Source organism: Actinomadura kijaniata NBRC 14229, from assembly GCF_001552175.1.
GTDB lineage: Bacteria > Actinomycetota > Actinomycetes > Streptosporangiales > Streptosporangiaceae > Spirillospora > Spirillospora kijaniata.
This window is the reverse complement of sequence record NZ_BCQR01000102.1, coordinates 16,504-43,326: the sequence shown is the minus strand read 5'-3', so window position 1 is coordinate 43,326 and position 26,823 is coordinate 16,504. Positions and strand designations below refer to the sequence as shown.

Here is a 26,823-nt window from a genome sequence, read left to right as displayed (position 1 = left end):
CTTCCCCCGGGCCGGCCGCCGCATGGGCGTCCTGCATCCCGTTGGGGACAAGGAAAGAATCTATGCGCTTCAAGCGGAGACGTCAAACCGGGAGGCCAGGAGCCCGTGGTGTGCGCTCCGCCTCAGCGCGTCTCCACTGTAGGACAACGCCGTCGGTCGCGCAGGCATTCCCCAAAACGCGCCCGTCCGTCTCAGGGGGCTGTGCGTTCCCAGCCTGCGGGAGGTCCGTCGAGGACTTCCGCGCCCAGGTCCCTGACCAGCTCCATGGCGGTGGTGTCGGCGGCGTCGCCGTGGAGGGCGAGGTGCACCTCGTCCACGGCCGGATGCCGCACGATGTGGAGTGCGGTGCGGTGGCCGCGCGGCTCGCTGAAGATTTCCTCGTGCCATCCCGTGCCGTCACGGTCGTCGACCGCCAGGAGGACCCAGTAGGCCCGCGCCGCCGCCCAGAACACCGCTTCGTCCGGGTCGTCGAAGGGGGCGCGCAGCCAGGTCACGGGACGGGGGACCGCCCGTTCCGGGACGCCCGCGCGCACCGTGATCCAGTGTCTTTCGTCGTCCACGGGGCGGGCGGGCCGCAGGATCGGCTCCAGTTCCGGTTTCGGCTGGGCTTTCCGCACGAGGACGGGGTGAACGAGTTCCGCGGCGACCAGCCGTGCGTACTCGGCGGCGTTCCGGACCTCTTCGTCGTCGTGGTCGAGTGCGCGTTGGAGGAGTTCCGCCGTCTCCGGTTCGGGAGGCGCTCCGCCGGTCGCCATCAGGAGCGCCACCAGTGCCCGGGGCTGTTCGCGGAGGTTCTCCTCCAGTTGGGCGCGGAGTGCCGGCTCGTTCCAGAACGGTCGCCGCGCGGCGATGACGTTCCGGATCGCGGCCGCGTGTTCGGCCGAGTGCACCCGTACGAACAGGGCTTTGGCGTCGGTCTCGTCGCACCGGACCTCCATGAGGAGGTCGTCGTCGGCGGTGTAGACCGTCGCGGTGCTCTCGCCGCCGAAGCCGCCGTGGCCGTACAGGGCGAAGTTCAGGCCCGTCGCGTCGGCGATCTCGGTGAGCAGGTCATCGTCCACCCCGTCCGTCGACCGGATCACCAGCGCGCACCGGTACGGCCCGCCCGCCAGGGTCTGGGTCGTCACCGTCGTCCTTCAGCGTGGCGTTCGGTCAGGGTTTCAGGGGCAGTTCGAACCAGACGGCCTTCCCGTTGGAGGTGGGGCGGGCTCCCCAGCGGGACGCCAGCTGGTCCACCAGGTACAGGCCCCGGCCGCCCTCGTCGGTCTCGCCCGCGCTGCGGATCCTCGGCAGGCGCATGTCCGTGTCGAACACCTCGACCCAGATGGAGTTCGCGCCCTTGCGCAGGCGCAGGCGGAACTCCTTGGTCGGGGGTTCGCGGCGGCCCAGCTGCTCGGCCAGGTCCAGGTCGTCGAAGCTGTCCAGGCTCCAGTCGTCCTCGTCGAACGCGTTCTGGCCGAAGCCCGTGTTGAACTGGACCGCGCCCAGGCCGCCGTCCAGGACCAGTTCGCGGCGGGGCGCGGGGGTCGCGGTGGCGTGCAGGACGACGTTGGTGACGACCTCGGAGACCAGCAGGCAGGCCAGTTCGGACTGCTCGTCGAGCATGCCCCAGGCCGCGAACGTGTCCGCCGCCATCCGGCGGGCCTCCGACACCATGATCGGTTCGGCGGGGAAGGTCCGGTCGGCGACCGCGAGCTCCTCGCCCGCCGTGCGGATGACCATGATCGCGACGTCGTCGTTGATGTCGCCGGGCAGCGCGTCGTAGACGGCTCCGGCGATGGTCTCCACGTCGCGGCGGGCCACCTCGGCGACGGCGGAGCGGACCGCCTCGCGGGCCTCCTCGCGGGTGTAGTAGTCGCCGTCGTCCTTGGGGCGGCGGTCGATGAGGCCGTCGGTGTAGAGGACGAGGGTGGAGCCGGGCTTGAGTTCGGCGGTCTCCTCGTTGAAGAGGATCTCGCCGCCCAGGCCGGGGCCGCGGACGCCGAGCATGGCGCCCTCGCTCTCGAACCTCAGCTCGCTGACCTGGCCGTCGACGATCAGCAGGGGCGGGTCGTGGCCCGCGTTGGCGAACTCCAGGACCCGTGACCAGGCGTCGTAGACGAAGTAGGTGCAGGAGACCAGGGGCGGGCGGACGAGGTCGTCGCTGTTCCAGCCGGAGCTCATCCGCTCGGGGCGGGTCATGGTGCGGACCCACTCGTCGAGCTTGCGGAGGATGTCGGCGGGCGGCTTGTCGTCCTGGGCGAACGCGCGCAGCGCGGCGCGGAGCTGGCCCATGACGGCGGCGGCGCGGGCGCCGCGGCCCTCGACGTCGCCGATGACGACGCCGACGCGGCCCGCCGACAGCGGGATCACGTCGTACCAGTCACCGCCGACCTGGGTCTGTATGCCGTGGCCGTGGGATTCCAGGGGGCGGGCGGGTTCGTAGCGCCAGGCGATCTGGAGGCCGTCGAGCCGGGGCGGTCGGTCGCCGGGGAGCAGGTGCTTCTGGAACGCCAGGGCCGTCTCGCGCTCCTCCTCGAACAGCAGGGCGTTGTCGACGGCGAGGGCGACGCGGCTGGCGATCGCGCCCATCAGGTCCCGGTCGAAGCCGTCGTAGTGCGGGTCGGGGCGCTTGGACAGGTTCGACAGGGCGAGGCTCATCACGCCGAGGAGCTCGCCGCGGACCAGCAGCGGCGCGGAGATCACGGAGGTGATGCCCATGGCGTCGCCGAGGCGCTTGGACTCCTCGCTGGGCGCGGCGAAGCTGCGCTGGACCATGTCCTCGACCAGGACGGCGTCGCGGCGGCTCATGGCCTTGGCGCTGAAGTGGCCGGGCGGGTAGGAGACGGGTTCGCCGACCTCGGCCCAGGTGCCGGGGGGCGGGGTCCAGCCGCCGGCGTGCCGGGACACGCGCCGGTAGAGGCGGTCGCCGGAGAACAGGTCGATGAAGCAGTGGTCGGCGAACTGCGGGACCAGCGTGTCGGCGACGCGGCGGAGGGTGGATTCGAGTTCCAGGGAGCCGGCCAGGCGTTCGCCGATGCGTTCCAGGAGGCCGTAGCGGTCCTGTTCGCGCTGGTTGGAGCGGAGGGCCTCGCGCGCGAAGATCACGACGCCGTCGACGGCGCCGGACGGGTGGCGCAGCGGGACGGCGTGCGCGCGCGTGTAGACGGTGGACCCGTCGGCGCGCAGGTTGCAGAACGTGCCCTCCCAGACGCCGCCCTTGAGGACGTGCCGGGCCAGCTCGGTGGCCTGTTCGTGGTCCTCCTCGGCGATGCCGAGGGACAGCACCGAGTGGCCGATCAGGTCGTCGCCGCCGAAGCCGAACAGTTCGCGTGCGAACGCGTTGCCGTAGATGACGTTGCTGAAGCGGTCGCAGACGATGACCGCCATCTCCATCTGGTTCAGCACGGTCTCGGGCGGCAGGTGCGCCGTGATCGGCGCTTCCCCCCAGTCGTTCATGTGCCCACCCTGACCACCATCGCGCTCCTCGCCCGTCCACCGAGGGTAGGCGCCGCTTTCGTATGCCTCGTGCCGTTGTGGTGCGCGGTCGCCCCTCGGGAGCGGACGCCGCCGTCGTAGGTATTGAACGACGAAACCGCCGCGGGGATACGCCGGAACGGCGCGCCGGTACGGAGATCTTCGGTATAGACCGCGAGCGTCCGCACCGGCGGCCCGTCAGCGCCGGCTGACGAAGACGTGCTCGGCGATGTCGCGGGGCAGGTCGGCAGGGTCGTCCGCCTCGTCGTCACTGATCACCCGTACCCCGTCGTCGGTTGCCCGGAGGGTCACCTCTCGTCCGGGTTGTATCCCGGACCTCTTGAGTCTAAGCATCAGGTCCGAGTTGCTCTGCACCTGCTCGCTGATACGCCGGATGATCGCGGGGGTGCCCTCCTCGCCGGCGACCGCGGTCATCACCGACAGGTCGGTGTCGCCGGCGTCGTCGCTGTGTCCACCGAGCTCGTCGAGGCCGGGGATCGGGTTGCCGTGGGGGCAGACGGTGGGGTTGCCGAGCAGCGCGACCAGGCGCCGTTCGACCTCCTCCGACATCACGTGCTCCCAGCGGCACGCCTCGATGTGGACGTCCTCCCAGGGCAGTCCGATGACGTTGACCAGCAGGCACTCGGCGAGGCGGTGCTTGCGCATCACGCTGGTCGCCAGGCTGCGGCCGACCTCCGTCAGTTCAAGGTGCCGATCCCCCTCGACCCGCAGCAGCCCGTCACGTTCCATTCGCGCCACCGTCTGGCTCACCGTCGGGCCGCTCTGCGAGAGCCGTTCGGCGATCCGGGCGCGGAGGGGCACGATCCCCTCTTCTTCGAGCTCGAACACCGTCCGGAGGTACATCTCCGTGGTGTCGATCAGGCCGTGTGAGGTCACAGCTCCCTCCAGTCTTTCGGCCTTAGAGTCTACTTGTTCTCGACGTCTCCGGCCGGGTTGCGCACATATCCCTGTCGGCGGGGTATGGCACAACGTTTGGGAGTCTGCGTTTTCTTCCCCCGTCCCGTCGGCCTCGCCCGCCGGTCACGCCCGGACGGGCGTCGCGGTGCGGGTGTCGTAGCGCAGCAGCGCCGGGACGGCCAGGCCGGCCAGCACGACCAGAACGGCGCAGGCGATCCCGCCGCCGACCCAGGAGGCGGACGCCCCGACGAACGTGGCCGTCGCCCCGGCGCGCAGGTCGCCGAGGCGGGGGCCGCCCGCGACGACGACGGTGAACACGCCCTGGAGCCGGCCGCGCATCTCGTCGGGCGCGTAGGTCTGGAGCATGGTCTGCCGGAACACCGCCGACACCAGATCGGCCGCGCCGCCGACGGCCAGCAGGACCACGGCGAGCCAGAGGGAGTGGGCGAGTCCGGCGGCGGCGACCGCCAGGCCCCACACGACGATCGCGGCGACGAGCGCGACGCCCTGCCGGTGGACGCGACCGATCCAGCCGGACATCAGCCCGCCGAGGACGGCTCCGATGGAGATCGCGCCGAACAGCCAGCCGACGGCGGCCTCGCCGCCGAACCGGGCCTCGGCGAGTTCGGGGAACAGGGCGCGCGGCATCGCCACGCCCATGGCGATGATGTCGACGACGAACGACATCATCAGCACCGGCTGGGTGGCCAGGTAGCGCAGGCCCTCGACGACCGAGCGCAGGCCGGGCGTTCCGGTGACGTCGCCCAGCGGCGGGATCGGGGGCAGGCGCAGCGCGGCGTACAGGCCGACGGTGAACAGCACGGCGTCCAGGGCGTAGGCGGCCGGGTAGCTCCAGCGGGCGAGGACGACGCCCGCCAGCAGGGGCCCGGCGAGCATGCCGACCTGGCTGGCGGTGAAGTTGAGGGTGTTGGCGGCGGGGACCATGTCCTTGTCGAACAGGCGCGGGGTGATCGCGCTGCGGGTCGGCGAGGAGACGGCGAAGCCGGTGGCCTGGACGGCGACGATCGCCATGATCAGCCACAGGTTGCGGACGTCCAGCAGGGCCTGGGCGAGCAGCAGCAGGGTGGAGACCCAGGTGACGCAGGACGACCAGAACAGCAGCCGGCGCCGGTCCACGTGGTCGGCGACCGCGCCGCCCCACAGCCCGAAGACGATCAGCGGGACGAGGTTGACGACGCCGAGCATGCCGACCCAGAACGACGACCGGGTCATGTCGTAGACCTGGACCGGCACGGCGACGGCGGTCACCTGGAAGCCGACGAACGACACGCCCTGGCCGAGCCACAGCCGCCGGAAGGAGCGGTCGGCCAGCGGCCGGGTGTCGATCGCCAGCCGGCGCAGCCGGCCGCCGCGCCGGACGGGTTCCTCGGGTTCCTCGGGTTCCTTGCGGGGGGTGTCAGGAGTGTCGGGGGGTGTTTGGTCCTGTTCCGGTTTCACGGAGAGAGTCTCTCCAACACCCATCCGCCCGATCCGTCCGGCTCCCGCTCAGCGGAAAGCGCGCGCCGGTAGCGCAGCCGGTCATGCAGGCGGTTCGGGCGGCCCTGCCAGAACTCGACGGCGGTCGGGACGACGCGGTAGCCACCCCAGAACTCCGGCAATGGAACGGCATCGAAGTCGTCACCGTCGGCCGGTTTCGGCCACCGTTCGGCGAGGGCGGCGTAGCGTTCGGCGAGCGTCCGGCGGTCCGGTATGACGCCGGACTGGTGCTCGCTGGCCCATGCCCCGAGGCGCGATCCGTAGGGGCGGGAACGGAAGTAGGCCGCGTCCTCCTCCCTGGTCAGCCGCGTCACCGGCCCCGACACCCGGATCTGGCGGTGCAGGTCGTGCCAGGGGAACACGAGCGCCGCGCGCGGGTTGGCGGCGAGCTGGGCGCCCTTGACGGAGGTGAGGTTGGTGAAGAAACGGAAGCCGTCGGGCCCGAAGCCCTTCAGCAGCACGGTACGGGCGTCGGGGGTCCCGTCGGCGGAGGCGGTGGCGAGCACCATGGCGTTCGGCTCGGGCAGCCCGGCCGCCGCGGCCTCGGTGAACCAGGCCGCGAACAGCGTGAACGGGTCCGCGGGGACGGAATCCTCGGTCAGCCCGGCTCCCTCGTAGGATCTGCGGAGCCGTGCGGGGTCAGGTGTGTTGTGAGCAGCGGTGCGATCCACAGCCTCACAGCCTCCCACCAGGGCGTTGTGCACATCACGGGGACCTGGGTACTGGTCAGTAAGGCGGACAGGGTTCAATGGCACGGCTACCGCCTTATCACTATGGGGACGAAAGGCAGGACGAACAAATGTCCGACTTCAAACCCGGGCTCGAGGGGGTCGTGGCCTTCGAGACCGAGATCGCCGAACCGGACAAGGAGGGCGGCGCCCTCCGCTATCGGGGCGTCGACATCGAGGATCTCGTCGGCCGCGTCTCCTTCGGTGACGTGTGGGGCCTGCTGGTCGACAACAGCTTCGACCCGGGCCTGACCCCGGCCGACCCGCACCTGCTGCCGGTCACCTCCGGCGACGTGCGGGTGGACGCCCAGGCAGGGCTGCCCACGCTGGCCCCCAAGTACGGGATGCGCCCGCTGCTGGACATCACCGACGAGGAGGCCCGCGCCGACCTGGCCCGCGTCTCGTCGACGGCGCTGTCGTTCGTGGCGCAGTCCGCGCGCGGCATCGGCGTCCCCGTCGTCCCGCAGTCGCGGGTGGACGAGGGCCGCACCATCACCGAGCGGTTCATGATCCAGTGGCGCGGTGAGCCGGACCCCAAGCACGTCCAGGCCATCGACGCGTACTGGGTGTCGGCCGCCGAGCACGGCATGAACGCCTCCACCTTCACCGCCCGCGTCATCGCCTCCACCGGCGCCGACGTGGCCGCGTCGATGTCCGGCGCGATCGGCGCGATGTCGGGTCCGCTGCACGGCGGCGCCCCGGCCCGCGTGCTGCCGATGATCGAGAAGGTCGAGCAGGTCGGCGACGCCCGCCGGGTCGTCACCGACATCCTCGACTCGGGCGAGCGCCTGATGGGCTTCGGGCACCGCGTCTACCGGGCCGAGGACCCGCGCGCCCGCGTGCTGCGCCGTACCGCCAAGGAACTGGACGCCCCGCGCTTCGAGGCCGCCAAGTCCCTGGAGGACGCGGCCCTGGCCGTGCTGCGCGAGCGCCGCCCCGACCGCGCGATCGAGACCAACGTCGAGTTCTGGGCGGCGGTCATCCTGGACTTCGCCGAGGTCCCGACCGCGATGATGCCCGCCATGTTCACCTGCGGCCGCACCGCCGGCTGGGCGGCGCACATCCTGGAGCAGAAGCGCACCGGCCGCCTGGTCCGGCCGAGCGCCCGCTACACCGGTCCGGGCACCCGTTCCATCGACGAGGTCCCCGGTTCCGCCGACGCCCTCAAGCGTTACGCGAGCTGATCCCCCGGATCGTCTCGCCCCCCGCGTCGAGCGCCTTGAGGCCCCCGGTTCTCCGGGGGCCTTTTCGGTTCCCAGGGATGGGTAATCCCCGCGTCTCTCCCGGACACAGACAGAGCAGATGTGGTCCACGAGAGACGAAGGGAATCCATGAGATTCCACGTGTACGGCATGACCCTCGCCCTGGGCGCCGCCCTCCTGGCCCCGACCGGCCCGGCGGCCGAGGCGCGGGAGCCCCGGGTCCGGGCCGGAAGCCTGGCCGGGGAGACGACGAGCGGGAAAGCGACATCCGGGAGGCGTGTCGTCCAGAAAGCGCAGCGTTCCCGTCCGGCCCCCCGCCGGGCCGGGCCGGTCCACCGGCTGACCGTCCGGGTGCTGGGCCTGGACGGGACGGCGCCCGCCGGTGACGCCGCCTCGATGTTCACCGTGTTCGACCTGGCCACCGGGGCGCCGACCACCGGCGGGCTCGTCGACGGCAGCGGGCGGGTGGAGCTGCCGCCCGGCGTCTACCGGGTCGGGAGCTGGATCTACGTCCCGCAGCCGGGGCGGCCCGAGGCCAAGGCCCTCATGATCCACCCCCGGCTGGAGCTGACCGGCGACGCGACGCTCGTCCTGGACGCCCGCGCGACCAGGGAGGTCAAGGTCGCGCTGGACGCGCCGGAGACCCCGGACGCGAGGCTCGCGCTCGGCGACGTGATCGTTCCGATGACCACGCAGGGCCAGCGGCACGGCTACGGGCTGCCGCTGGAGGACGGCGTCCGCGTGTCCCCGGCCGCGGGCGTGCCCCTGCGCCTCCTGGCGACCTGGACCAGGGACGGCGGGTACACCAGCCCGTACCGCTACACCGCCTACCACGAGTTCGCGGGGCGCATCCCGGACCGGCCCGAGCTCGACGTCCGGGCGCGGGACCTGGCCAGGGTGCGCACCACCGTCCCCGGGCAGGGGGCCGCGCAGTGCCACGGCGCGTTCCTCAGCCCCGACCTGCCCGACATGAGCGCGGCCCTGGCCCACGGCGTGGTCACCGGCCCGACCCCGTCCGTCCGCACCTCGTACCTGAGCCCCGGGGTGACCTGGCGGTCCGACCACGGCCTGGGCGGGACCGACTGCGCCATCACCGAGAGCGGCCACGGCACCGACCGGTTCCCCGCGCCGGGCGACTACCGGCGTTCCTGGTTCACCGTGCCGTCGGTCCCGGTGCCCTGGATGTGGGAGGCGCGCGATCTGCGGCCGGGCGTGGTGCGCCGCGACGACCGGATCGAGGTGAACCTGTCGCTGTTCTCCGACGGCGCCGGCGACCACGTCGGCCCGCGCAGCGCGCCCTGGGAGGACGGGCACATCACCGGCGACACGACGCTCAGCCGGGACGGTGAGCCGATCGGGACGAGCCCGTTCGCGGGATACGGCTCGTTCGACGTCCCGAAGGAGCCGGGCCGGTACGTGCTGGAGACGAACGCGACCCGGACCGCCCCCTGGTCGCCCCTGGGCACCCGGAGCAGCGCGACCTGGACGTTCACCTCCCAGCCGTCGACGGAGCCGACCGCCCCGCCGTTGATGACCGTGCGGTACAAGGCCGCGCTCAACCCCCTGGGCCAGGCCACCGCGGGCCACCCCTTCCGTCTCGACACCACCGTCCTGACCCCACCCGGCGTCACCCCCCGCGCGGTCGCCCGGATGACCGCGCAGGTCTCCTACGACGACGGCCAGACCTGGCAGCCCGCGACCGTACGCAACAACCGGACCATCACCCTGAACCACCCACCACGCCCCGGCCACGTCTCCCTGAGAGTCACCGCCACCGACACGGCGGGAGACTCGGTCACCCAGACCACGATCCGGGCCTACGCCCTGCGCTGAGCCCGTGAGGCAGATCCTGTCGCGGAGGTCCCAACCTCCGCGACAGGTACGCCATCTGAGCCACGAGGCGCTCAGAGCCCCGGCCCACCCACGACCACCTCAACCTCACATCACCGAGGACAAGGAGCACCCGCCTGCCCGGTGCTGACCAGCCGCCCGCAAACCGCCACCACCATCAAGGCCCCGTCAGTCCTCAACTCAGTGAGCAGAACCGGCTTGTGCTCGATCTGATGGCCGCCGGCCCGAGGGCCGAAGCGCAGCAACCCCGTGGCCCCCTGGGTCTCGGCGCCCGCGCCCGGTTCGGTCAGTTCCGACAGGATCGCGGCGGCGGTGGGCAGGGCCCGGCCCTGGTCGCCGTAGATGCGTTCGGCGACGCTGATCACGGTGCGGGCGGCGTCGTAGCCGAGGGCGGCGTGGGTGCGTGAGGGGCGTCCGTTGGCGGCGGTCTCCCGGCCCACCAGGGCGTTCACCACCGGGTCGAACTCGCTGTAGAAGAGCTGGAGGGGCTGGCGGCCCACCCAGCGCGGGACCCACGCCTCGCGGGCGGCCAGGGGTGTGAAGAACAGGCGGATCGAGTCGGTGCGGGCGACCTCGGCGGCGTTGTCGCTGACGTACTTGGTCACCTCGTCGCCCGCCAGGACGGTGCGGCGGCCCTTGCAGTCGGTGTTGGCCAGGCGGTTGATGAACGACCGGAACTCGTCGGACCGGCCCGCGTAGTAGAACAGGTCGGACGGGTTCTGGCACGCCTCCAGGATGCGGTTGGGCACCTGGCTGGGGTCGGAGTAGGGCAGGCGGCGGACCCGGCCGGGGGCGAAGGCGCGGACGAAGTCCTCGGCCAGGTTGCGGCTGTAGAGGTCGTCGGTGGTGGCGTCGTAGAAGACGTCGGCGGTCGCGGCCCGCGCGCCCGTCTGGCCGTTCCTGGCCCAGAACGCCGCGTGCGCCGCCAGCCGCGCGTTGGAGGGGGCCAGCCGGAAGTAGTAGGGGGAGAATCCGCCCGGGAGGCGGCCGGTGCCGTCGAAGGTGTTCGTCGTGCCGATCATCGGCAGCGCCGACTTGGAGATCACGTCGATGGCCTCGCTGGTCTGGCGGCGGCTCTGCCCGAACCCGACGGCGGCCACCAGGGTGGGGTCGGCGGCGGCGCGGCGGCGGACCAGGTCGGCGATGTGGCGGGCGTAGCGGAAGCGGGATCCGGCGTTGGCGAGCAGGACGCGCAGGCGGGGCAGGCCGCTGGCGGCGTTGTGGCGTTCCTGGGCGATGGACAGGCCGACGAGTTCGCCGTGGATGCCCGCCAGCAGGTCGGCCTGGGGGTTGCGGGTCTGCGGGTCGGTGGTCATCGCGCCCAGGTAGACGAGGGTGACGTAGGGCTTGCCGGAGTTCAGGACGTCGTCGTTGAGGCGTTCGATGCGTTTCTCCACGGCCGCCAGGCGCGGGGTGAAGACGTAGGAGCCGTCGGTGATGCCGACGCATTCGCCGTTGGTGGCGTGGGCGACGGTGAACGGGTCGCAGTACCGCACGGTCTGCACCGAGATCACGCTGACGGAGGCGGCCAGGATCGCGCCCATGGCCAGCCACGGCAGCGCCGGGTGTGCCAGCAGGGGGCGGCGGCGGCCCCGGTGGACCGGCTCGGGGGACGAGCCGTCGCCCCGGCCGGTGTGGACGCGCAGCGCGCGGCGGGTGCCGAGCACGGCGGCGCGCTGCTGTTCGGCCCGGTAGGTGGCCCAGAACGGCATGCCCTCGGGAGTCTCGCGCAGCGTGCCCAGGTGGACGGGGTCGTCGTCGGCCAGCGGGACGCGGACGGCGTCGGCCAGCGCGGCGGCCTCGCGTTCGTCGGCGACGGCCAGGGCGGTCACCAGGGGGTCGAAGCGTTCCTCGGCGCGGCGGATCTCCTCGACGCGCTCGACGAAGCGGCGGGTCTGGGCGCGGGCGGGGCTCTGCTCGGGCAGCAGGTCGACAACGACGGCGGGGTAGCGGACCCGCGCCCAGGTCGCGCGCCACACGCCGCGCCGGTACGCCTGCCGCAGGTCCTGGAGGAACGCCGCGACCAGCAGGCGTTCCAGCTCCTCGTCCAGCGGCCGGGCGGGGTCGGCCTCCTCGCGGTAGATCACGTCGAGGGCGAAGCCGAGGAAGTCCAGGGAGCGGTTGCCGCGCAGGTAGGTCTGGGTGGGCGAGGTGAACCAGCGGTAGCGGCGGCGGCCCGCGCGGTCGCGGGTGCGGGCGGCGACCTGCCCGAGGATCACCGACGAGCCGACCCCGGCGGCCAGGAACGCCGCCGCCAGGTCCAGGGTGCTGGCGGCGGTGGCGCTGATCAGCGCGACGGCCGCGACGCCGATCGGCGCGACCTGCTCCAGGTGGGACAGGACCGAGGCGATGCGGCCCTGCTGGCCGGGGCGTTCGGCGGGCACCACGATCTGGCGGCGGCGCAGGATGCCCCGGCCCAGCAGGGTGCGGCGGTGGGAGTCCTCGTCGGCGGCGTGCAGCTGGCCGGCCAGCAGCCACAGCTCGCGCTGGGCGTCGGAGGCGAAGTCGGGGGCGCCCTCGCCCCGCTCCTGGCGGATCCGCATGCGGCGCAGCTCCAGCAGCCACACCACCATCGACAGCAGCGGGAAGCGCAGCGCGGGTTCGAACCGGCGGTGGTGGGCCGAGAGCTGGCGGCTGAGGTGCCGCAGCAGCACCGCCAGGTCGGTGAGCCGTTCGGTGTGGCCGGGGTCGTCGGCGACGTGCGCGTACGGGCCGCCGTCGGCGATGCAGCGTTCCACGAACGCGTGCGCCGCCTGCCGGGTCTCGACCGCCGACCCGATGGTGACCAGCAGCGGACGCAGCCGGTCCCCGGCGCGGGCGGTGGGCCGCTCCCGCAGTCGCTCGAACAGCCCGAGCAGGCCTTCCAGCCGGTCGGCCCCCTGGCCGTCGGTGTGCCCCGTCGTCACCCGTACCCCCTCGTCACCGGTCCCCCTCGTGCCGCCCGCCCTGGCGGGGTGCTCCGGCCATGAAAGCGATCAACTACGGGTCCGGGGAAGCCCTTTGCCATCATGGGCCGTGTGACGCATGCCCCGGACGAACCACTCGACGGCGACATCGGCCCCGCCGCGACCGCCGTTCCGGACCGTTCCTCCCCGGCCGGGGAGGCGGGGAAGGCGGAGGCGGCGGCCGAGGAGCTGCGCCGGTACGAGGCCGAACGCGCCGAACGCCGGCGGCGGGCCGACGCGGTCGCCGGGCGTGTCGCCTTCCGGCTCGCGGCGGCGCTGCTGGCGTTCCTGGCCTACGACTCGGTCGCGACGGCGGTGCGGGCGCACGGCCGCGGCGACGACTGGCTGTACCCGCCCGCGACCAATGCCGCGATCTTCGTCCTGCTCCTGGTGGGCCTGCTGCTGTGGGGGCTGCGTCGCCGTCGCCGCCGCGGCGCCTCGTGACGCGACCTGCCCCGACCTGTCCCAACGCGCCACGACGTGAGCCGCGTCTCGCTATGTGAGCCGTCCGGCGATCTTCCTAGCTGGGGCGTTAGGGTTTGCGAGGTGACCGAGAGCGCGAATCCTGCCATTGTCATTCCCGCCGATCTGAAGCCCGCCGACGGCCGCTTCGGCTGCGGTCCGTCCAAGGTCCGGCCCGAGCAGCTGGCCGCCCTGGCCGAGTCCGGCTCCACCTACCTGGGCACCTCGCACCGCCAGAAGCCGGTGAAGTCCCTGGTGGGCCGGGTCCGTGCCGGGCTCGCCGAGCTGTTCTCCCTGCCCGAGGGCCACCAGGTCCTGCTGAGCAACGGCGGCACCACCGCCTTCTGGGACGCCGCGGCGTTCGGCCTGGTCCGCGAGCGGTCCCAGCACCTGGTGTTCGGTGAGTTCTCCAGCAAGTTCGCCAAGGTCACCAAGGGCGCGCCGTGGCTGGCGGACCCGTCGCTGGTCTCCGCCGACCCCGGTTCCCACCCGGTGGCGCGGGCCGAGGACGGCATCGACGTGTACGCCCTCACCCACAACGAGACCTCCACCGGCGTCGCCATGCCGATCGCGCGTCCGGAGGGCACCACCGCCGACGAGGCCCTGGTCCTGGTGGACGCCACCTCCGGCGCGGGCGGCCTGCCGGTCGACGTGAGCGAGACCGACGTCTACTACTTCGCGCCGCAGAAGTGCTTCGCCGCCGACGGCGGCCTGTGGGTGGCGCTGGCCTCGCCCGCCGCGCTGGCGCGGATCGAGGAGATCGCGGGCTCCGACCGCTACGTGCCGGAGTTCTTCAACCTGAAGACCGTGGTGGACAACTCCGCCAAGGACCAGACCTACAACACCCCGGCCGTCGCCACGCTGCTGCTGTTCGCCGAGCAGATCGAGTGGATGAACGCGCAGGGCGGCCTGGCCTGGACCACCCGCCGCACCGCCGACTCCGCGCAGCGGCTGTACACGTGGGCGGAGAAGACCTCCTACACGGCGCCGTTCGTGACCGACCCGGCGCAGCGTTCCCAGGTCGTCGGCACGATCGACTTCACCGACGAGGTGGACGCCGCCGCCGTCGCGAAGGTCCTGCGCGCCAACGGGATCGTCGACACCGAGCCGTACCGCAAGCTGGGCCGCAACCAGCTGCGCGTCGGCATGTTCCCGGCGATCGACCCGGCGGACGTGGAGGCCCTGACGGCCTGCATCGACCACGTCGTCGAGCGCCTCTAGCAGGAACGGCGCGAAGGCCGGGCTCCCCCCGCGGGGGCCCGGCCTTCGCCGTCTCCTCGGGCGGGCCGCCGTCAGGCGACGGCGAACTCGCCGGTGTCCCCGGTGGCCCTCTCGGCCACGCGGTGGCACAGCGTGGCGCGGTCGGCCGCGGCGTCGGCGTCGGTGAAGCCGGTCCACACGCGGTCGTCGACGTCCCAGGACCGCGCGGTCGGCACGAAGCCCGCGCGGGCCAGCACGCGCGGCCGGGGCTGGAACCACTCCGCCGCCGGGCCCGCCAGCCCGATCTGGAGGTAGGTGCCCTCGCGCAGCATGACGGCGGAGGCGAACCGGACGCGGGTGTGGCGCTCGACGTCGCGGAACCAGCGCGGGTTGGACGCCCAGTACAGGTTCTGCTCGTGGTCCACCGCGACGACCAGCGGGCTCAGCGCCGCGCGGGCCAGGTGGACGCGGTCGGGCCGGTCCCGGTCCACCCAGACGAGCGCGGCCCGGCCGACCAGCGACGCCAGCACGGTGATCACGTCGTCGCCGTCGCGGCATCCGGCGAGCGCCTGGAAGACCGGCTCGCTGTCGGTGGTGCCGGTGGCGGGCGGCATCGGGAACCGGGCGCGCAGCGCGGCGGCCTCGATGTCGCCGTTGTGGGAGGCGATCACCCCGGCGGACGCGGTCGGCTCCCCGCCGACCCGTCCGGCGGCGCCGCCGGGGACGACCAGGGGGCTGGCGTTGTCCAGCGTGAACGGCGAGCCCTGCGTCGCCCAGCGGGTGTGGCCGAGCGCGACCGGCGCGTGGTCCAGCAGCGGCACCAGGTCCGGCCGCCAGACCGCCGAGAACCGGCCCCGGCCCTTGACCACCCGGACGCCGTCGTGGCTGACGTCGCTGCGCCGGTCGTCGGCCCGCCCGTTGGCGTGCGCCTCCTGCCCGGCGACGACGGGCCGGCCCGTGAGCAGGGCCGCCCCGGCCGAGTCCGTTCCGCGCTCCTCGGCGAGGGTGCCCAGGGTCACGAACGCGTCCGACGCCCAGTCGGGGTGGTCGGCATGGGGCGAGCGCAACAACCCGAACAATCCGCACATGCCCCATGAGATGCAGATCATGAGGGGCCGGTTCGAGCGGCGGTCCCGGGCGAATAAGCTCGAACCCGTGAACCGCGCGCCCCAATGGCTCCTTCCCACCGTGCTGACCGCGCTCGTGCTGGCCGTGGTCATCGGTGCGCTGCTCAACTGACCGAGCTGCCGGACGAGATGGTCGACAAACCGAGCGCCGGTCACGCGACCTCGGGAAACGCGTCGGGAAGGATCGAGGGATGATCACGTCTTCGTTCCTCCGCCGGGCCGGTCGGGGCGCCGCCGCGGCGGCCCTGGCGGGCGCGTTCGTCCTCACCGGGCCGGGACTGGCCGGATCCGGCCGCGCCGCCGGTTCCGCGGCCGGATCCGCGGCCGACTCCAAGGTGCTGTTCACGGTCTCCGACCCGCGGATCAACGAGGCCAGCGGGATCGGCGTCAGCCGGCGGCACCAGGGCGTGATCTACACGCACAACGACTCCGGCGGCGTTCCCAAGATCTACGCGCTGGGGCCGGACGGGACGACCAGGGCCGTGTTCACGCTGGCGGGGGCCGCCGCCCGCGACTGGGAGGGCATGGCGATGGGCCGCGACGAGCAGGGCCGCCCCGCCATCTACGTGGGCGACATCGGCGACAACCTGGGCGGGGCCTGGCCGTACGTGACGGTGTACCGGATCCCGGAGCCGAGCGAGCTGCGCAGCCAGACGATCAGGGCGACGGCGTTCCGGATGAAGTACGAGGACGGCCCGCGCAACGCCGAGACCCTCATGATCAACCCGCGGACGAACCGGCTGTACGTCGCCAGCAAGCTGTTCGGGGCCGCGCTGTACGAGGCCCCGGCGCGGCTGCGGACCGGCGGGTACAACCGGATGCGCAAGGTCGGGGACGCGCCGCCGATCGCGACGGACGGGGCGTTCTCGCCGGACGGCCGCACCGCCGTGATCCGCACCTACTTCGGGGCGCGGCTGTACGGCGTCGACGCGGGCGGCCGGCCGGCCAAGGATCTGGGGTCGGTGGGGCTGCCCGCGCAGGAGCAGGGCGAGTCGATCACGTACGCGGCCGACGGCCGGTCGCTGCTGGCCGGGTCCGAGGGCGTCCGCCAGCCGGTCCACCAGGTGCCGCTGCCCCGGGAGGCGCTGCCGGCGCCTTCGGCCACGCCGAACCGGCTGGCCGGGAAGGACCGGAAACTGGACGACGGGCGGCGCGACGATCCCGGCGGGGTACGGGTCGGGTTGTTCCTCGCCGTGGGCATCACCGCGGTGGTCGGTTACGGGCTGCTGCGCAGGCGGGCGTGACGGTGGGGACGTTCGGGGCGGGTGGGACGTTCGACTCGGCGAGGACGCCCCCGGGATCGCGGAAGGAGGCGACGGGCCCACCAGGACCCGTGTGAGGATGCGGACTGTGGAGCATGAGCTGGTGGGCCTGCACGGCACCGGAGGCCGGTGGCGTCCGGTCGCCGCGGGGCCGTTCACCCTGCTGGCGGTCGCGCTGGCGCTGCTGCCGATCCACCCGGTGTGGCTGTGGGCGGCGCTGATCTGCGGGGTCGCGGCCATGCCGTGGCTGCTGGGGGCGGCACCGGAGGTGCTGTCGGCGCCGGCCGGGCGGCACCGGCCGTACTGGCGGCTGTCGGCGGCGGGGCTGGAGCGGATCGGGCCCGGCGGGCTGCCGATCGTGCGTTACGAGCGGGACCGCGTCGAGGCGCTGGTGATCACGACCGACGACGGCGTGCTGACCGTGGTGCACAAGTTCGGCCGCACGACGGTCGGCGGGCTGGTCACGCTCGGGATGGAGCCGCTCGCCCTGTTCGTCACGGCGCGGCGGCTCGGCGTCCAGGTGCGGATCCTGGACGGGGAGGCCGCCGACCTGCTCGACCCGGCGCTGGACCGGGCCCTCGGCGACGCGCCGTCCGCGGTCCGCGACGCGCTCGACCCGCTGCCCCGCGACCACGTCGCCGAGCAGCGGCTGCTGGACCAGGAGGCCGCGCTGCTGGCCGCCGCCCACGACACCGACCACGACACCGGCCACGCCGCCGCGCGCGACGACGAGGTGCGGCTGGCCACGCCCGCGCCCCGGCCGGGCCGGGGCCGGATCGCGCTGCTGGGCACCGTCGCCGGGCTGCTCGGCATCGTGATGGTGCTGCGGATCGCGGCCGAGGGCGGCGGCGGGTTCGGGACGCGGCTGGCCGCCGGATGCTGGGCGCTGGCCGCGATCGTGGCGGTCGCGGGCACCCGGCGCAGGCTGCTGGCCTCCACCCCGGTCGAGTGGACGATCACCCGGGACCGGCTGCGGGTGCGCGGCCGTCCCGCGCCCCGCCAGGGCCTGGAGGTCGCCGCGTCCGAGGTCGCGGCGCTGGTGCTGGGGCCGGGGCTGCGGACCGACCCGGCCGGCGGGGACCCGCGCCCGACGGACCTTGCGGTGCTGGCGTTCGACCACCGGCTGCGGCTGGTGGCGCGGCTGCCCGCGCACGGGCTGGACGCGTTCCAGCTCGCGCACGCCCTCGACGAGCACGGCTACCGGGTGATCACTCCCGGGGCGCGCCCGCCGCGCACGCCCGACTACGGCCTGGAGGGGCTGCCGGACGTGTTCGCGCGGGTGCCCGGCGGGCGGCTGGTCGTCGCCGACGGCGCGCTGGGCTGGGCCGACGCCGCCGGGGACGTGGTGGTGGCGATGCCCGAGGACCGGATCGGCGGGATCGAGCTGTTGACGATCTCCGGGCACGCGTGGATGCGGCTGTACGACTCCGAGGGCGCCGAGTTCTTCGCCGCGCCGCTGTCGGCGCTGCGGATCTCGCGCACCGACCTGCGGGAGGGCGCGCGGCGCGAGGGGCTGCCGGTGACGGACGCCGAGTACGACGCCTACCTGAGCGCGGCGTTCCACTCGGCGGTCTCCACGCTGTCGGACGCCCCCGGGGGGCCGTCGGAGGTCACGGCGATGAAGGAGGCCGTCCCGGCGGCGGCCGAGCTGTCGCTGACGCCCCCGCCGGGGCCGGTGGCCGCGCCGGGCGCGGTGCTGGACGCCACGCGTAGGTCGCGGATCGCCACCTACGCGATGAGCGTGCTGCTGTGCGAGATCGTGGCGATGCTGGGATCGGTGTGGCTGGGGCCCGAACTGGGGGGCTTCACCACGACGGCGTCGTGGACGGTGCCGGCCGGACTTCTGGTCGGACTCGGCGGCTACTGGCTGTACGACCGGAACCGCCCGCAGCTGAAGGTGTCCACGGCCGGGCTGGCGGTGGTGACGCGGCGCGGGCGCGTGGAGTGGGAGCTGACCCGCGACCGCGTCGGCGGCGTCGGGATCGACGACGCCGCCGAACGGATGCCGCGGCTGGTCGTGTGGAGCCCGGCGGGGCGGGTGCTGCGGCAGGTGTCGTTCCCGCCGGACCTGACGGCCCTGCGCCGCGCCTGCGAACGCCACGGCGTCCCCTGGGGACCGCCGGACGCGGACCGGCCCGCTCCGCCACCCCCCGAGCTCTAGGAGTACATGGCCACGTCAGCAGCCGGACTGCGACGACGATGCGGGTATCCGCTTACGCTCAGGCTGTGACGGTGTGGACACGGCGGTCGCAAATGATCAAGCCGTGGAGCACCGGGCGGGAAAAGGGTTCGGCGTGTGATGGTCGCCGGTGCGCGGGGAGAACGCCGGGGATTTCCGGTTCGTGGCGGCGCAGGGGTTCCAGGACCGCGGACGAGCCGACCACCGGCCGGGACGGTGACACGCTGCGGAACGGCATCACCACCGGCAGGTGGCTCCGCGCCCGGCTCGCGGACCTCCGACGCGGCGGCCGCCGGGGCCGTCGGAAGCGTGCCGAGGCCGAGCCCGGTCGTGGCGGCCGCGCCCGCGAGCAGGAGGTCGCGTCGGTCCATGTCAGGTCTCCCTGGATGTCAGCGGGTGGGGAACAGTCCGGCGGCGAGGTGGCCGCCGGGGGGCGCTCCGGGCGGAACGGCGAACACGGCGCTGCCGGTGTGCTGGATGAAGGCGTTGAGCCGGTCGGCGGCCAGGGCGCGCTGGGCCCGGACGAACTCGGCGGGGTCGCGCAGGTAGGCGCAGAACAGCGTGCCGCTGTCGTAGCGGGCGTGGCCGCTGCCGGAGCGGGCAGGCATCCCCGGGCCGTGGTCGTGCCGGTGGTCGTCGTGCCGGTGGTCGGTGGCCGGTGCGGTGTCCGCCCGCAGGCCGTAGTCGTAGTTGTAGGAGCGGCGCAGCATCGGGATGTCCCGGACCAGGGCCACGTGGGAGTCGGCGGGGATGAGGGGTTTGCCGTCCGGTCCGGTCCTGGTGAGGTCGGGGGCGGTGAACTCGTGCCCGCCGCTGAGCGGGGCCCCGTCGTCGCGGCGGCGGCCGATGGTCTGGTCCTGGGCGTGGCCGGGAGAGGTGTCCCATGTGGGCAGGTCCATGCGGATCTTCCGGAAGACCAGGTAGGTGCCGCCCGCGAACCAGGCGGGTTCGCGGGCGGGGTCGGCCCAGACCGCGGCGTCGAACCCCGTGTCGCCGGGGCGGGGGTTGGCGGTGCCGTCCTTGTGGCCGAACAGGTTGCGCGGGGTGGCGTCGCCGAACGTTCCCAGGAAGCCCTGCTGGGTCCAGCGCAGCCGGGCGGTTCCCGGGGTGCGGCTGCGCAGGGTCCGGAACGCGCGGCTGACGATCTGGGGGTCGTCGGCGCAGATCTGGACGAGGAGGTCGCCGCCGCTCCAGGCGTCCTGGAGCCGGTCGTGCTCGAAGGCGGGCAGCGGGCGCAGCGCACGGGGCCGGGCCTCCGGTCGGCCGATGCGTTCGAACAGCTCGGGTCCCAGGCCGAAGGTGACGGTCAACCAGGCCGGGGTGAGGCCGTCGGCGACGCCGGAGTCGGCGGGGGCCTGGGGCGAACCGGCCGGACGCAGGCCGGGTTCCCGTCCCTCCATGAGGCGTCCGGCGACCAGGGCCCACTGCTCCGTCAGCGCGCGGAGGAGGGCCGCGATCTGCTCCGCGCTCCGGCGGGTGCGCCTCACCGGGTCGACGGTCTCCAGGTCGAAGGCCGCGAAGAGGGCGTGGTGCTGCTGCGGGGTGGCGATGCCGGGCTGGTGCTTTCCGTGGAACGGCTCGGTCGGCGAGGGTGCGCGGGTCGTGGAGGGCGGGGTGTCGCCGTCGGCCAGCAGCGCTCCGCCGACCGCCGTGCCGGTGGCCGCCGCCCCCGTGGTCGCCGCGGCGGTGAGCAGGGCGCGCCGCGAGAGGCGGGCCCCCGGTCGGTCGGACATGCGGGACTCCCCCCGATCGAGACCTGCCCTTCAGGTTTCCTGAAGCCTAGGCCATGCTTCAGTCAGACTGAAGGTGGCGGCGGGCGAAGGGCGGCGGTCCCGTTCGGCACCAGGTCAGGAGGGGGGAGGGCCTGGGAACGCGGCACGGACGGCCGCTCCCAGGCGCTGCTGGATCGGATCGGCGTCGGGGCCGAACAGCCGCTCGTCGACCTCGGCCGCCGCCCGCCGCGCCCGCCGCAGCAGCAGCGCGCCCTCCGTGGTGATCTCCAGCGTCGAGGCCGACCCGGCGCGGGTGTTGCGGTCGCGCACCAGCCCGGCGGCCACCAGCGCCTTCACCGCCCCGTGCACGCTCTGCACGGTGATCCCCGACATGCGCGCCAGCTCGCTGAAGGACGCGCCCGGCACCCCGGCGATATGGCCCAGCAGCCCGAACCGGGCGACGGTGAGCCCCAGCGGCGCGAGCGCGGCGTTCAGCTCGGTCTCGACCCTGCGCGCCAGCGACAGCACCACGACGGAGGCGCTCGTCACGGGCGGGCCGGGACGGTCGTCGTCGGTGGTCACCGTTCCAGTGTCCCGCAGGGACCGCGCGCATCGAGCACGGGACGGAACGTCGCGCGGCGCACGGTGGACGGGAAACGCCCACCGCGCGGCGGACCGGAGAAATCAATTCTCGCGCCGTTTTCCCAGGTCCGAAATGCCATGTCGTGGTCATGGCGCAATCCGAGGGTTGCCCTCGTGATCACCCCATGCCTAGGTTCGGGGCGAATGATCCACTGTCCGGCCGCCTTTCGGCCGCGTAAAGGAGCACCAATGCGCATGATGACCCGTGCGGCGTTCGTCACCCTCGTCTCCGCCCCAGCCCTCACGCTGGCGCTGGCCACGCCGGGAAACGCTGCCGTCTCGCAGATCACGGTGGCGCCCGCGGGCTCGGTCGGGGCGCTGGCCGCCTCCTGCCCCGCGAATGCCGTATGCATGTGGAACGGGGTGAACTTCCGGGGCACCAAAATCACCGTTCGAAATGTGCCCGGCACCTGCTGGCATTACACCAAGGGCTACCGATTCCCCGTCAAGTCGCTGATCACCGGTCGGGACCGGGCCATTTCCTCGATGCGCGCGAAAATCAACTGCAGGGGCACGGCTTCGGTGAGCTACAGGAAGAACGTCCGCGTTCCGGACGTCGGCTACGGGAAGTACGGCTTCCCGATGGTCTCGTTCCGCTGACCGTAGGACCTCCGCGTCGGCCGGGGCACGGCCCACCCGCGCCCCGGCCGCGTGCCACGCCCCCGCGCGGCACGACGCCCAGGAACGAGGACTCTAGGTCAGGGGCCAGGACTTGAGGGACTCGTAGAGGGGCTGGCGGCGGTCGCGGGCGGCGAACCGGCTCTGCATCAGGTGCACCTCGGTGGCCGTCCACGGGCTTCCGGCGAACGCCGACATCGGCTCGATGATCGGGCGGACGTCCACCGGGCGGCGGGTGCGGGCCAGTGTCAGGTGCGGGCGGTAGGCGCGGGCCGGGGCGTCCGGCGGGGTGCCCGGGGCGCCGACGCGGCGCCCGGCGGCGGTGGTGGCGGCCGACAGGTGTGCCAGGTCGCGCCGGTCCCCGTACAGGCCGGTCCACAGCACGCGGGCGTGGGCGCCGTTGCCGGGGAACGCCCCCGCGCCCGCCAGCGACAGGTTGAGGGGGCCGTGGCGGGCCACGGCGCGTTCCAGGCGGGGCAGCAGGCGTTCCAGGGTCCGGTCGTCCACCTCGCCGTAGAACGTCAGCGTGACGTGCAGCAGATCCCGGTCGGTCCACCGGAGGTCGGGCCATTCGGCCTGGTAGGGCGCGATGAACGCGCACAGTTCGTCGAGGACGTCCGGCGGCGGCAGGATCGCCGCGAACAGTCTCATGGGCACGTCCGGGGAACCACCCGACCAGCTTTCCAGCAGTGACGGTCCCTTGTCACGCGGTTACCCGAGTCGGAGGAGGCGTCGCCAGAGCGCGGGGAGGCGGTCGCGGGGCGCGGCCAGGGCGCCGAGGACCAGGACCGCGACCACCGGGACCAGCCCGCCGACGACGATGCTGGCGCGCGGCCCGAACTCCTCGGCCATCCAGCCGACCAGCGGCGCGCCCAGCGGGTTGGTGCCGAGGAACACGAACATGTACAGGCCCATCACCCGGCCGCGCATCTCGGGGGCGACGCCGAGCTGCATGGTGGCGTTGGCGGCGGTGTTGAACGTCATCAGCGCGATGCCGGTCGGCACCAGCAGCACCAGGAACGCCCAGTACGTCGGCATCAGCCCGGTCGCGACCTCCAGCACCCCGAACAGCAGCGCCGCCGCCATCAGCAGCCGCAGGCGCGGCCGGGTGACGCGGCGGGCGGCCAGCAGCGCGCCCGCGAGCGCGCCGAGCGCCAGCATCGAGGAGGCCAGGCCGAACGAGGAGGCGTCGGTGCGGAAGACCTCCTTCGACACCAGCGCAATCGTGAGCTGGAAGTTCATGCCGAACGTCGCCACGAACGCGACCAGCGCGAGCACCAGCATCAGGTCGCGGCGTCCGCGCACGTACCGCAGGCCCTCGCGGAGCTGCCCCCTGGCCCGCTTGACGGGTTCGGGGACGGTCAGCTCGCTCTCGCGCATGGCGTACAGGCCGAACAGGACCGCGACGTAGGAGGCGGCGTTGACCAGGAAGACCGGGCCGGTGCCGAGCCAGGCGATCAGCAGGCCCGCGACGGCCGGGCCGAGCATGCGGGCGCCGTTGAAGGAGGCGCTGTTGAGGGCGATGGCGTTGGGCAGGTCGCGCTTGCCGACCATCTCGACCACGAACGACTGCCGGGTCGGGTTGTCGACGACGGTGGCCAGGCCGAGCGCGAACGCCAGCACGTACACGTGCCAGACCCGCGCCGCCCCGGCGATCGTGAGCAGGCCGAGGACCAGCGCGAGCACGCCCATCGCCACCTGCGTGATCATCAGGACGCGGCGCTTGGGGTACCGGTCGGCGATCACCCCGCCCCACAGGCCGAACAGCAGCAGCGGCAGGAACTGCAGGCCGGTGGTGATGCCGAGGGCCGTTCCTCCGTTGCGTCCGGCCAGTTCCAGCACGAGCCAGTCCTGGGCCACGCGCTGCATCCAGGTGCCGGTGTTGGAGACGATCTGCCCGGCGGCGAAGTAGCGGTAGTTGCGGACCCGCAGTGACCGGAACATCCCTCCGGTCACCTGCCCCTCTACGTCCCGCTCTACGCCTTGCTCAGCTTGTCCAGGATCGGCGCGGCCCGGTGGAGGATCTCCCGTTCCTCGGAGGTCAGCTCGGCCAGGCGCTGCGACAGCCACGCCTCCTTGCGGCGGCGCTCCTCCGCCAGCAGGTTCCTGCCCGCCTCCGTCGCGTGCAGCACCACCTGGCGGCCGTCGGTCGGGTGCGGGCTCCGCTCCACCAGGCCCTCCCCCTCCAGGAACGCGATCACCCGCGTCATCGAGGGGGGCTGCACCTTCTCGTGGTCGGCCAGCTCCCGCGGGGTCATCGAGCCGTGCCGCTCGATGGCGGCGAGCGCGGCGAACTGGGTGAGGGACAGCGGGGCGGCGCCGGCTCCGGGTACCGGCCTCAGCGTGCGCAGCCGACGTGACAGCCGGGCGATGGCGATGCGCAGCTCTTCGGCCAGAGGGGTCGGTGACATGCTCATTGTCGTTCGCAGAAGTCATTACCCTTGCTAACGATAAGCGGGCGGAGGCTATTCCGCGTCATCGCCGCCGGGGACCGACTTCCTCCTCCGCTCGCTCGTGGTCCTGCCCGGCCTTCATGGTCCCACGCCGCCACCTGCGCGGACGGCCCGGAGCCCCGCCCGCGCCGGGCGTCCGCGCGCTCCGGTGTGACCCCGGTCTCTGGACCGCGCCACGTACTCTTGATCGTATGAGCCGAGCGCGCCGTCCCGACCCGCCGCCGCTGCGCACCAACGACGTCCGGGTCGCCGCCGTCGGCACCGCGGCCTGGGCGGTCGCCCTGGTCGTGCTGCTGCTGGTCGGCCTCCCCGCGGAGGAGCGCTGGTGGCTGGGGGTGTGCGGCGCGGGCATCGTGATCGGGCTGTTCGGGGTCTGGTACGTCCCCCGGCTCCAGGCCACCCGGGAGCGCCAGGAGGCCGAGCGCGCCGCCCGCCGCGAGGCCCCGCGCGCGCCCGGGGAGGGCTGAGGGTCAGTCGCGCGCCCAGCGGTCGGCGAACAGCTCGCCGCCGGGCGGATCGCCGGGCAGGGGCGTGCCGGGGGCGCGCAGGCCGTCCAGGACGATCGCGACGACGCGCCGCCGGGCGGCGAGCGCGGCCGGGAGCCGCTCGGCGCGGCCCTGCTTGCGGAGCTGCTCGATCATCGGGGCGGCGGAGAGCTGCTCCAGCAGCGCCCACAGGTCGGTCACGGTGACGTCGGGGCGCAGGACCCCGGCGGCGGAGGCGCGTTCCACCAGGGCGGCCAGCATCGCGTCGGCGCGCCGGTTCCTCTCCCACATGTCCGGGGTGATCTCGACGCTCCCGGCGATCGGGGCGAGTGAGCCGCCGCCCGCCTCCAGCGACTCGGTGACGAACCCGGCCAGCGCCTCCCAGGGGTCGTCGCGCTCCAGGGCGCGTTCGAGGGCCTGGACGCTCTGGTCGAGGGACAGCTCGACGAGGCGCTGGAAGAGCTCCTCCTTGGTGCGGTAGCGGCGGTAGAGGCTGCCGATGCCGACCCCGGCACGGGCGGCGATCGCGGCCACCGAGGCGTGCGCGCCGTCCTCGGCCAGCACCTCGCGGGCGGCGCGCAGCAGCTCGCGGTCGTTGCGTTCGGCCTCGGCCTGGCGGGGGGCGCGTCGCGGAGTGCTCATGATCACATCTTAGCCCGTTGCGGAGTAGATCGCTCCGTTATAGCGTTCCCGTCAATCGGAGCGATTCACTCCGATTGGGAGGGCGAGATGGTGACGACGACGGGACGCGACACCGGCCGCGCGCTGGTGCCGCTGGCGGCGACCCTGCTGGTCGGCGCGGTCGCGGCGCTGCTGGACACGACGATCGTCGCGGTGGCGCTGGACGACCTGGGACGGGAGCTCGGCGCGTCGGTCGGGGTGGTCCAGTGGGTCACCACGGCGTACGTGCTGGCGATGACGGCGGTCATCCCGCTGGTGGGGTGGTCGGTGGGGCGCTTCGGCGCGCGGGCGGTGTGGGGCGCGGCGCTGCTGCTGTTCCTCGCCGGGTCGGTGCTGACCGGGCTGGCGTGGTCGCCCGGCAGCGTGGTCGCGTTCCGGGTCGTGCAGGGCCTGGGCGGCGGGATGATCCTGCCGCTGACCCAGCTCGTCCTGGCGCGGGCGGCCGGGCCGGAGCGGCTGGGCCGGGTGATGGGCGTGGTGGGGCTGATCGGGCAGCTCGCGCCGGTCTCGGGGCCGGTGCTGGGCGGGTTCCTGGTGGACGGCTGGGGATGGCGCTGGATCTTCTTCGTCAACGTGCCGCTGGTGCTGGTCGCGCTGCTGATGATGTGGCGGTGGTTCCCGCGCGACGACCGGCGTGAGCGCGCTCCGCTGGACGCGGTCGGGCTGGCGCTGCTGCCGACCGCCGTGGTCCTGCTGCTGTACGCGCTGTCGTCGGCCGAGACCGGCTTTCGGACCGCCTCGTGGGTGAGCCTGGTCGGCGGCGCGGGCCTGCTGGCCGCCTACGTCACGCGTTCGGTGCGGCACGGCGGCACCGGGCTGATCGACCTGCGGCTGTTCCTCGACCGGGGCTTCCGGGGCGGCGCGCTGATGATGTTCGTGCTGGGCGTCACCACCTGGGGCCCGATGTTCCTGCTGCCGCTGTACTTCCAGCGGGAACGCGGGCTGGACGCGTTCGACGCGGGCCTGGCGCTGGCCCCGCAGAGCGCCGGGATGGCGCTGGCGCTGCTGGTGGCGGGCCGCCTGACCGACCGCATGCCGCCGCGCCCGCTCGCCCTGGCGGGACTGGCCGTCGCGACGCTCGGGACGCTGCCGTTCGTGACCGGGTCCGGACCGGCGCTCCTGGCGGCGGCCCTGTTCGTCCGGGGCGTCGGCTTCGGTGTCGCCAGCCTCCCGATCAGCGTCTCGCTCTACCGGACGGTGCCCGAGCGTTCGATCCCCGACGCGACCGGCGCGGGCAACGTCATCCAGCGGATCGGCGCGGCCACCGGCACCGCCCTGATGGCCCTCATCCTCCAGCTCACGACCTTCGCCACCGCGCTGACCTGGATGTTCGCCCTCACCGCACTGGGGCTGGCGGCCTCGGTGCTCCTTCCCGGACGCACGCGTCCCTGACCTGAGATCGAGG

Annotated in this window: 23 protein-coding genes; 10 read left to right on the top strand and 13 right to left on the bottom strand. The window is 73.5% G+C overall.

Translation table 11 applies throughout. The features are described 5' to 3' along the window. Window positions 1-191: 191 nt before the first annotated feature. The 5 genes from AKI01S_RS29365 to pdxH all read right to left on the bottom strand — a co-directional run bounded on the left by AKI01S_RS29365 (window position 192) and on the right by pdxH (window position 6,542). Window positions 192-1,127 carry a hypothetical protein gene (locus tag AKI01S_RS29365; RefSeq protein WP_067825022.1) on the bottom strand — a complete coding sequence of 312 codons (936 nt, stop codon included), beginning with the start codon at window positions 1,125-1,127 and terminating at the stop codon, window positions 192-194. Window positions 1,128-1,152: 25 nt separating this feature from the next. Beyond that, entirely contained in the window at window positions 1,153-3,438 is a 2,286-nt protein-coding gene (locus AKI01S_RS29360) for an ATP-binding SpoIIE family protein phosphatase (protein ID WP_067825020.1), read from the bottom strand. A gap of 216 nt (window positions 3,439-3,654) precedes the next feature. After that, a complete protein-coding gene (locus AKI01S_RS29355; protein ID WP_067825018.1) occupies window positions 3,655-4,353 on the bottom strand; it encodes an iron-dependent transcriptional repressor DtxR in 699 nt (232 codons plus the stop codon). Window positions 4,354-4,497: 144 nt separating this feature from the next. Continuing rightward, a complete protein-coding gene (locus tag AKI01S_RS29350) occupies window positions 4,498-5,832 on the bottom strand; it encodes an MFS transporter (protein WP_245681824.1) in 1,335 nt (444 codons plus the stop codon). After that, entirely contained in the window at window positions 5,829-6,542 is a 714-nt protein-coding gene (gene pdxH / locus AKI01S_RS29345) for a pyridoxamine 5'-phosphate oxidase (RefSeq protein WP_174567426.1), read from the bottom strand. Before pdxH ends, AKI01S_RS29350 begins: the two co-directional genes overlap by 4 nt. Window positions 6,543-6,670: 128 nt before the next feature. On the opposite strand from pdxH, the gene AKI01S_RS29340 reads away from it, so the two are divergent. Together AKI01S_RS29340 and AKI01S_RS29335 are read left to right on the top strand one after the other, a co-directional pair. Further along, window positions 6,671-7,783: a citrate synthase 2 gene (locus AKI01S_RS29340; RefSeq protein ID WP_067825016.1), complete on the top strand. Its 1,113-nt coding sequence runs from the start codon at window positions 6,671-6,673 to the stop codon at window positions 7,781-7,783. A 147-nt stretch (window positions 7,784-7,930) separates the two neighbouring features. Further along, window positions 7,931-9,634, top strand: a complete 1,704-nt coding sequence (locus AKI01S_RS29335) for a hypothetical protein (RefSeq protein ID WP_157420229.1) — start codon at window positions 7,931-7,933, stop codon at window positions 9,632-9,634. A gap of 110 nt (window positions 9,635-9,744) precedes the next feature. Here AKI01S_RS29335 and AKI01S_RS29330 read toward each other — a convergent pair whose 3' ends face one another. Continuing rightward, window positions 9,745-12,558 carry an ABC transporter substrate-binding protein gene (locus AKI01S_RS29330; protein ID WP_067825011.1) on the bottom strand — a complete coding sequence of 938 codons (2,814 nt, stop codon included), beginning with the start codon at window positions 12,556-12,558 and terminating at the stop codon, window positions 9,745-9,747. 111 nt (window positions 12,559-12,669) lie between these two features. Here AKI01S_RS29330 and AKI01S_RS29325 point away from each other — a divergent pair, with 111 nt between their 5' ends. Both AKI01S_RS29325 and serC read left to right on the top strand, forming a co-directional pair. Then, a complete protein-coding gene (locus AKI01S_RS29325) occupies window positions 12,670-13,041 on the top strand; it encodes a hypothetical protein (protein WP_157420228.1) in 372 nt (123 codons plus the stop codon). Between the two features lie 102 nt (window positions 13,042-13,143). After that, window positions 13,144-14,280, top strand: a complete 1,137-nt coding sequence (serC, locus tag AKI01S_RS29320; RefSeq protein WP_067825007.1) for a phosphoserine transaminase — start codon at window positions 13,144-13,146, stop codon at window positions 14,278-14,280. Between the two features lie 71 nt (window positions 14,281-14,351). Here serC and AKI01S_RS29315 read toward each other — a convergent pair whose 3' ends face one another. Beyond that, entirely contained in the window at window positions 14,352-15,326 is a 975-nt protein-coding gene (locus AKI01S_RS29315) for a class II glutamine amidotransferase (protein ID WP_169814033.1), read from the bottom strand. Window positions 15,327-15,345: 19 nt separating this feature from the next. Here AKI01S_RS29315 and AKI01S_RS50950 point away from each other — a divergent pair, with 19 nt between their 5' ends. The 3 genes from AKI01S_RS50950 to AKI01S_RS29305 all read left to right on the top strand — a co-directional run bounded on the left by AKI01S_RS50950 (window position 15,346) and on the right by AKI01S_RS29305 (window position 18,809). Then, window positions 15,346-15,498, top strand: a complete 153-nt coding sequence (locus tag AKI01S_RS50950; protein ID WP_157420226.1) for a hypothetical protein — start codon at window positions 15,346-15,348, stop codon at window positions 15,496-15,498. Window positions 15,499-15,577: 79 nt separating this feature from the next. Then, a complete protein-coding gene (locus AKI01S_RS29310; protein WP_084000359.1) occupies window positions 15,578-16,630 on the top strand; it encodes a hypothetical protein in 1,053 nt (350 codons plus the stop codon). A 106-nt stretch (window positions 16,631-16,736) separates the two neighbouring features. Further along, the gene (locus AKI01S_RS29305; protein WP_067825003.1) at window positions 16,737-18,809 is read left to right on the top strand and encodes a hypothetical protein; all 2,073 of its coding nucleotides are present in this window, start codon (window positions 16,737-16,739) and stop codon (window positions 18,807-18,809) included. 407 nt (window positions 18,810-19,216) lie between these two features. Here the strand turns inward: AKI01S_RS29305 and AKI01S_RS29300 are convergent, their stop codons facing one another. Beyond that, window positions 19,217-20,560 (bottom strand): Dyp-type peroxidase, encoded by a 1,344-nt coding sequence (locus tag AKI01S_RS29300; RefSeq protein ID WP_067825001.1) that lies wholly within the window; start codon window positions 20,558-20,560, stop codon window positions 19,217-19,219. Between the two features lie 114 nt (window positions 20,561-20,674). Then, the gene (locus AKI01S_RS29295) at window positions 20,675-21,121 is read right to left on the bottom strand and encodes a MarR family winged helix-turn-helix transcriptional regulator (protein ID WP_067824999.1); all 447 of its coding nucleotides are present in this window, start codon (window positions 21,119-21,121) and stop codon (window positions 20,675-20,677) included. A gap of 249 nt (window positions 21,122-21,370) precedes the next feature. Between AKI01S_RS29295 and AKI01S_RS29290 the strand changes: the two genes are divergently transcribed. Then, entirely contained in the window at window positions 21,371-21,781 is a 411-nt protein-coding gene (locus AKI01S_RS29290) for a peptidase inhibitor family I36 protein (protein WP_067824996.1), read from the top strand. Window positions 21,782-21,874: 93 nt separating this feature from the next. Here the strand turns inward: AKI01S_RS29290 and thpR are convergent, their stop codons facing one another. From thpR to AKI01S_RS29275, 3 genes are read right to left on the bottom strand one after another with little or no spacing between them, the layout of a single operon-like run. Further along, window positions 21,875-22,450: an RNA 2',3'-cyclic phosphodiesterase gene (gene thpR, locus AKI01S_RS29285; RefSeq protein WP_067824994.1), complete on the bottom strand. Its 576-nt coding sequence runs from the start codon at window positions 22,448-22,450 to the stop codon at window positions 21,875-21,877. A gap of 60 nt (window positions 22,451-22,510) precedes the next feature. Next, window positions 22,511-23,743: an MFS transporter gene (locus AKI01S_RS29280; protein WP_067824992.1), complete on the bottom strand. Its 1,233-nt coding sequence runs from the start codon at window positions 23,741-23,743 to the stop codon at window positions 22,511-22,513. A 32-nt stretch (window positions 23,744-23,775) separates the two neighbouring features. Next, entirely contained in the window at window positions 23,776-24,210 is a 435-nt protein-coding gene (locus AKI01S_RS29275) for a MarR family transcriptional regulator (protein ID WP_084000358.1), read from the bottom strand. Window positions 24,211-24,443: 233 nt separating this feature from the next. Here AKI01S_RS29275 and AKI01S_RS29270 point away from each other — a divergent pair, with 233 nt between their 5' ends. Further along, window positions 24,444-24,719 carry a DUF2530 domain-containing protein gene (locus AKI01S_RS29270; RefSeq protein ID WP_067824988.1) on the top strand — a complete coding sequence of 92 codons (276 nt, stop codon included), beginning with the start codon at window positions 24,444-24,446 and terminating at the stop codon, window positions 24,717-24,719. A 3-nt stretch (window positions 24,720-24,722) separates the two neighbouring features. On the opposite strand, the gene AKI01S_RS29265 is transcribed toward AKI01S_RS29270, so the two are convergent. Further along, window positions 24,723-25,379 carry a TetR/AcrR family transcriptional regulator gene (locus AKI01S_RS29265; protein WP_067825028.1) on the bottom strand — a complete coding sequence of 219 codons (657 nt, stop codon included), beginning with the start codon at window positions 25,377-25,379 and terminating at the stop codon, window positions 24,723-24,725. A gap of 87 nt (window positions 25,380-25,466) precedes the next feature. On the opposite strand from AKI01S_RS29265, the gene AKI01S_RS29260 reads away from it, so the two are divergent. Beyond that, a complete protein-coding gene (locus AKI01S_RS29260; RefSeq protein ID WP_067824985.1) occupies window positions 25,467-26,810 on the top strand; it encodes a DHA2 family efflux MFS transporter permease subunit in 1,344 nt (447 codons plus the stop codon). The last annotated feature ends 13 nt before the right edge of the window (window positions 26,811-26,823 follow it).

What these genes read in the sequence shown, in the direction of transcription:
- AKI01S_RS50950 (WP_157420226.1), top strand. Translation starts at nt 15,346, where the DNA reads ATGCCCCATGAGATGCAGATCATGAGGGGCCGGTTCGAGCGGCGGTCC.
- AKI01S_RS29310 (WP_084000359.1), top strand. Translation starts at nt 15,578, where the DNA reads ATGATCACGTCTTCGTTCCTCCGCCGGGCCGGTCGGGGCGCCGCCGCG.
- AKI01S_RS29290 (WP_067824996.1), top strand. Translation starts at nt 21,371, where the DNA reads ATGCGCATGATGACCCGTGCGGCGTTCGTCACCCTCGTCTCCGCCCCA.
- AKI01S_RS29275 (WP_084000358.1), bottom strand. Translation starts at nt 24,210, where the DNA reads ATGTCACCGACCCCTCTGGCCGAAGAGCTGCGCATCGCCATCGCCCGG.
- AKI01S_RS29335 (WP_157420229.1), top strand. Translation starts at nt 7,931, where the DNA reads ATGAGATTCCACGTGTACGGCATGACCCTCGCCCTGGGCGCCGCCCTC.
- AKI01S_RS29260 (WP_067824985.1), top strand. Translation starts at nt 25,467, where the DNA reads ATGGTGACGACGACGGGACGCGACACCGGCCGCGCGCTGGTGCCGCTG.
- AKI01S_RS29300 (WP_067825001.1), bottom strand. Translation starts at nt 20,560, where the DNA reads ATGTCCGACCGACCGGGGGCCCGCCTCTCGCGGCGCGCCCTGCTCACC.
- AKI01S_RS29280 (WP_067824992.1), bottom strand. Translation starts at nt 23,743, where the DNA reads ATGTTCCGGTCACTGCGGGTCCGCAACTACCGCTACTTCGCCGCCGGG.
- AKI01S_RS29340 (WP_067825016.1), top strand. Translation starts at nt 6,671, where the DNA reads ATGTCCGACTTCAAACCCGGGCTCGAGGGGGTCGTGGCCTTCGAGACC.
- thpR (WP_067824994.1), bottom strand. Translation starts at nt 22,450, where the DNA reads ATGAGACTGTTCGCGGCGATCCTGCCGCCGCCGGACGTCCTCGACGAA.
- AKI01S_RS29265 (WP_067825028.1), bottom strand. Translation starts at nt 25,379, where the DNA reads ATGAGCACTCCGCGACGCGCCCCCCGCCAGGCCGAGGCCGAACGCAAC.
- AKI01S_RS29270 (WP_067824988.1), top strand. Translation starts at nt 24,444, where the DNA reads ATGAGCCGAGCGCGCCGTCCCGACCCGCCGCCGCTGCGCACCAACGAC.
- AKI01S_RS29360 (WP_067825020.1), bottom strand. Translation starts at nt 3,438, where the DNA reads ATGAACGACTGGGGGGAAGCGCCGATCACGGCGCACCTGCCGCCCGAG.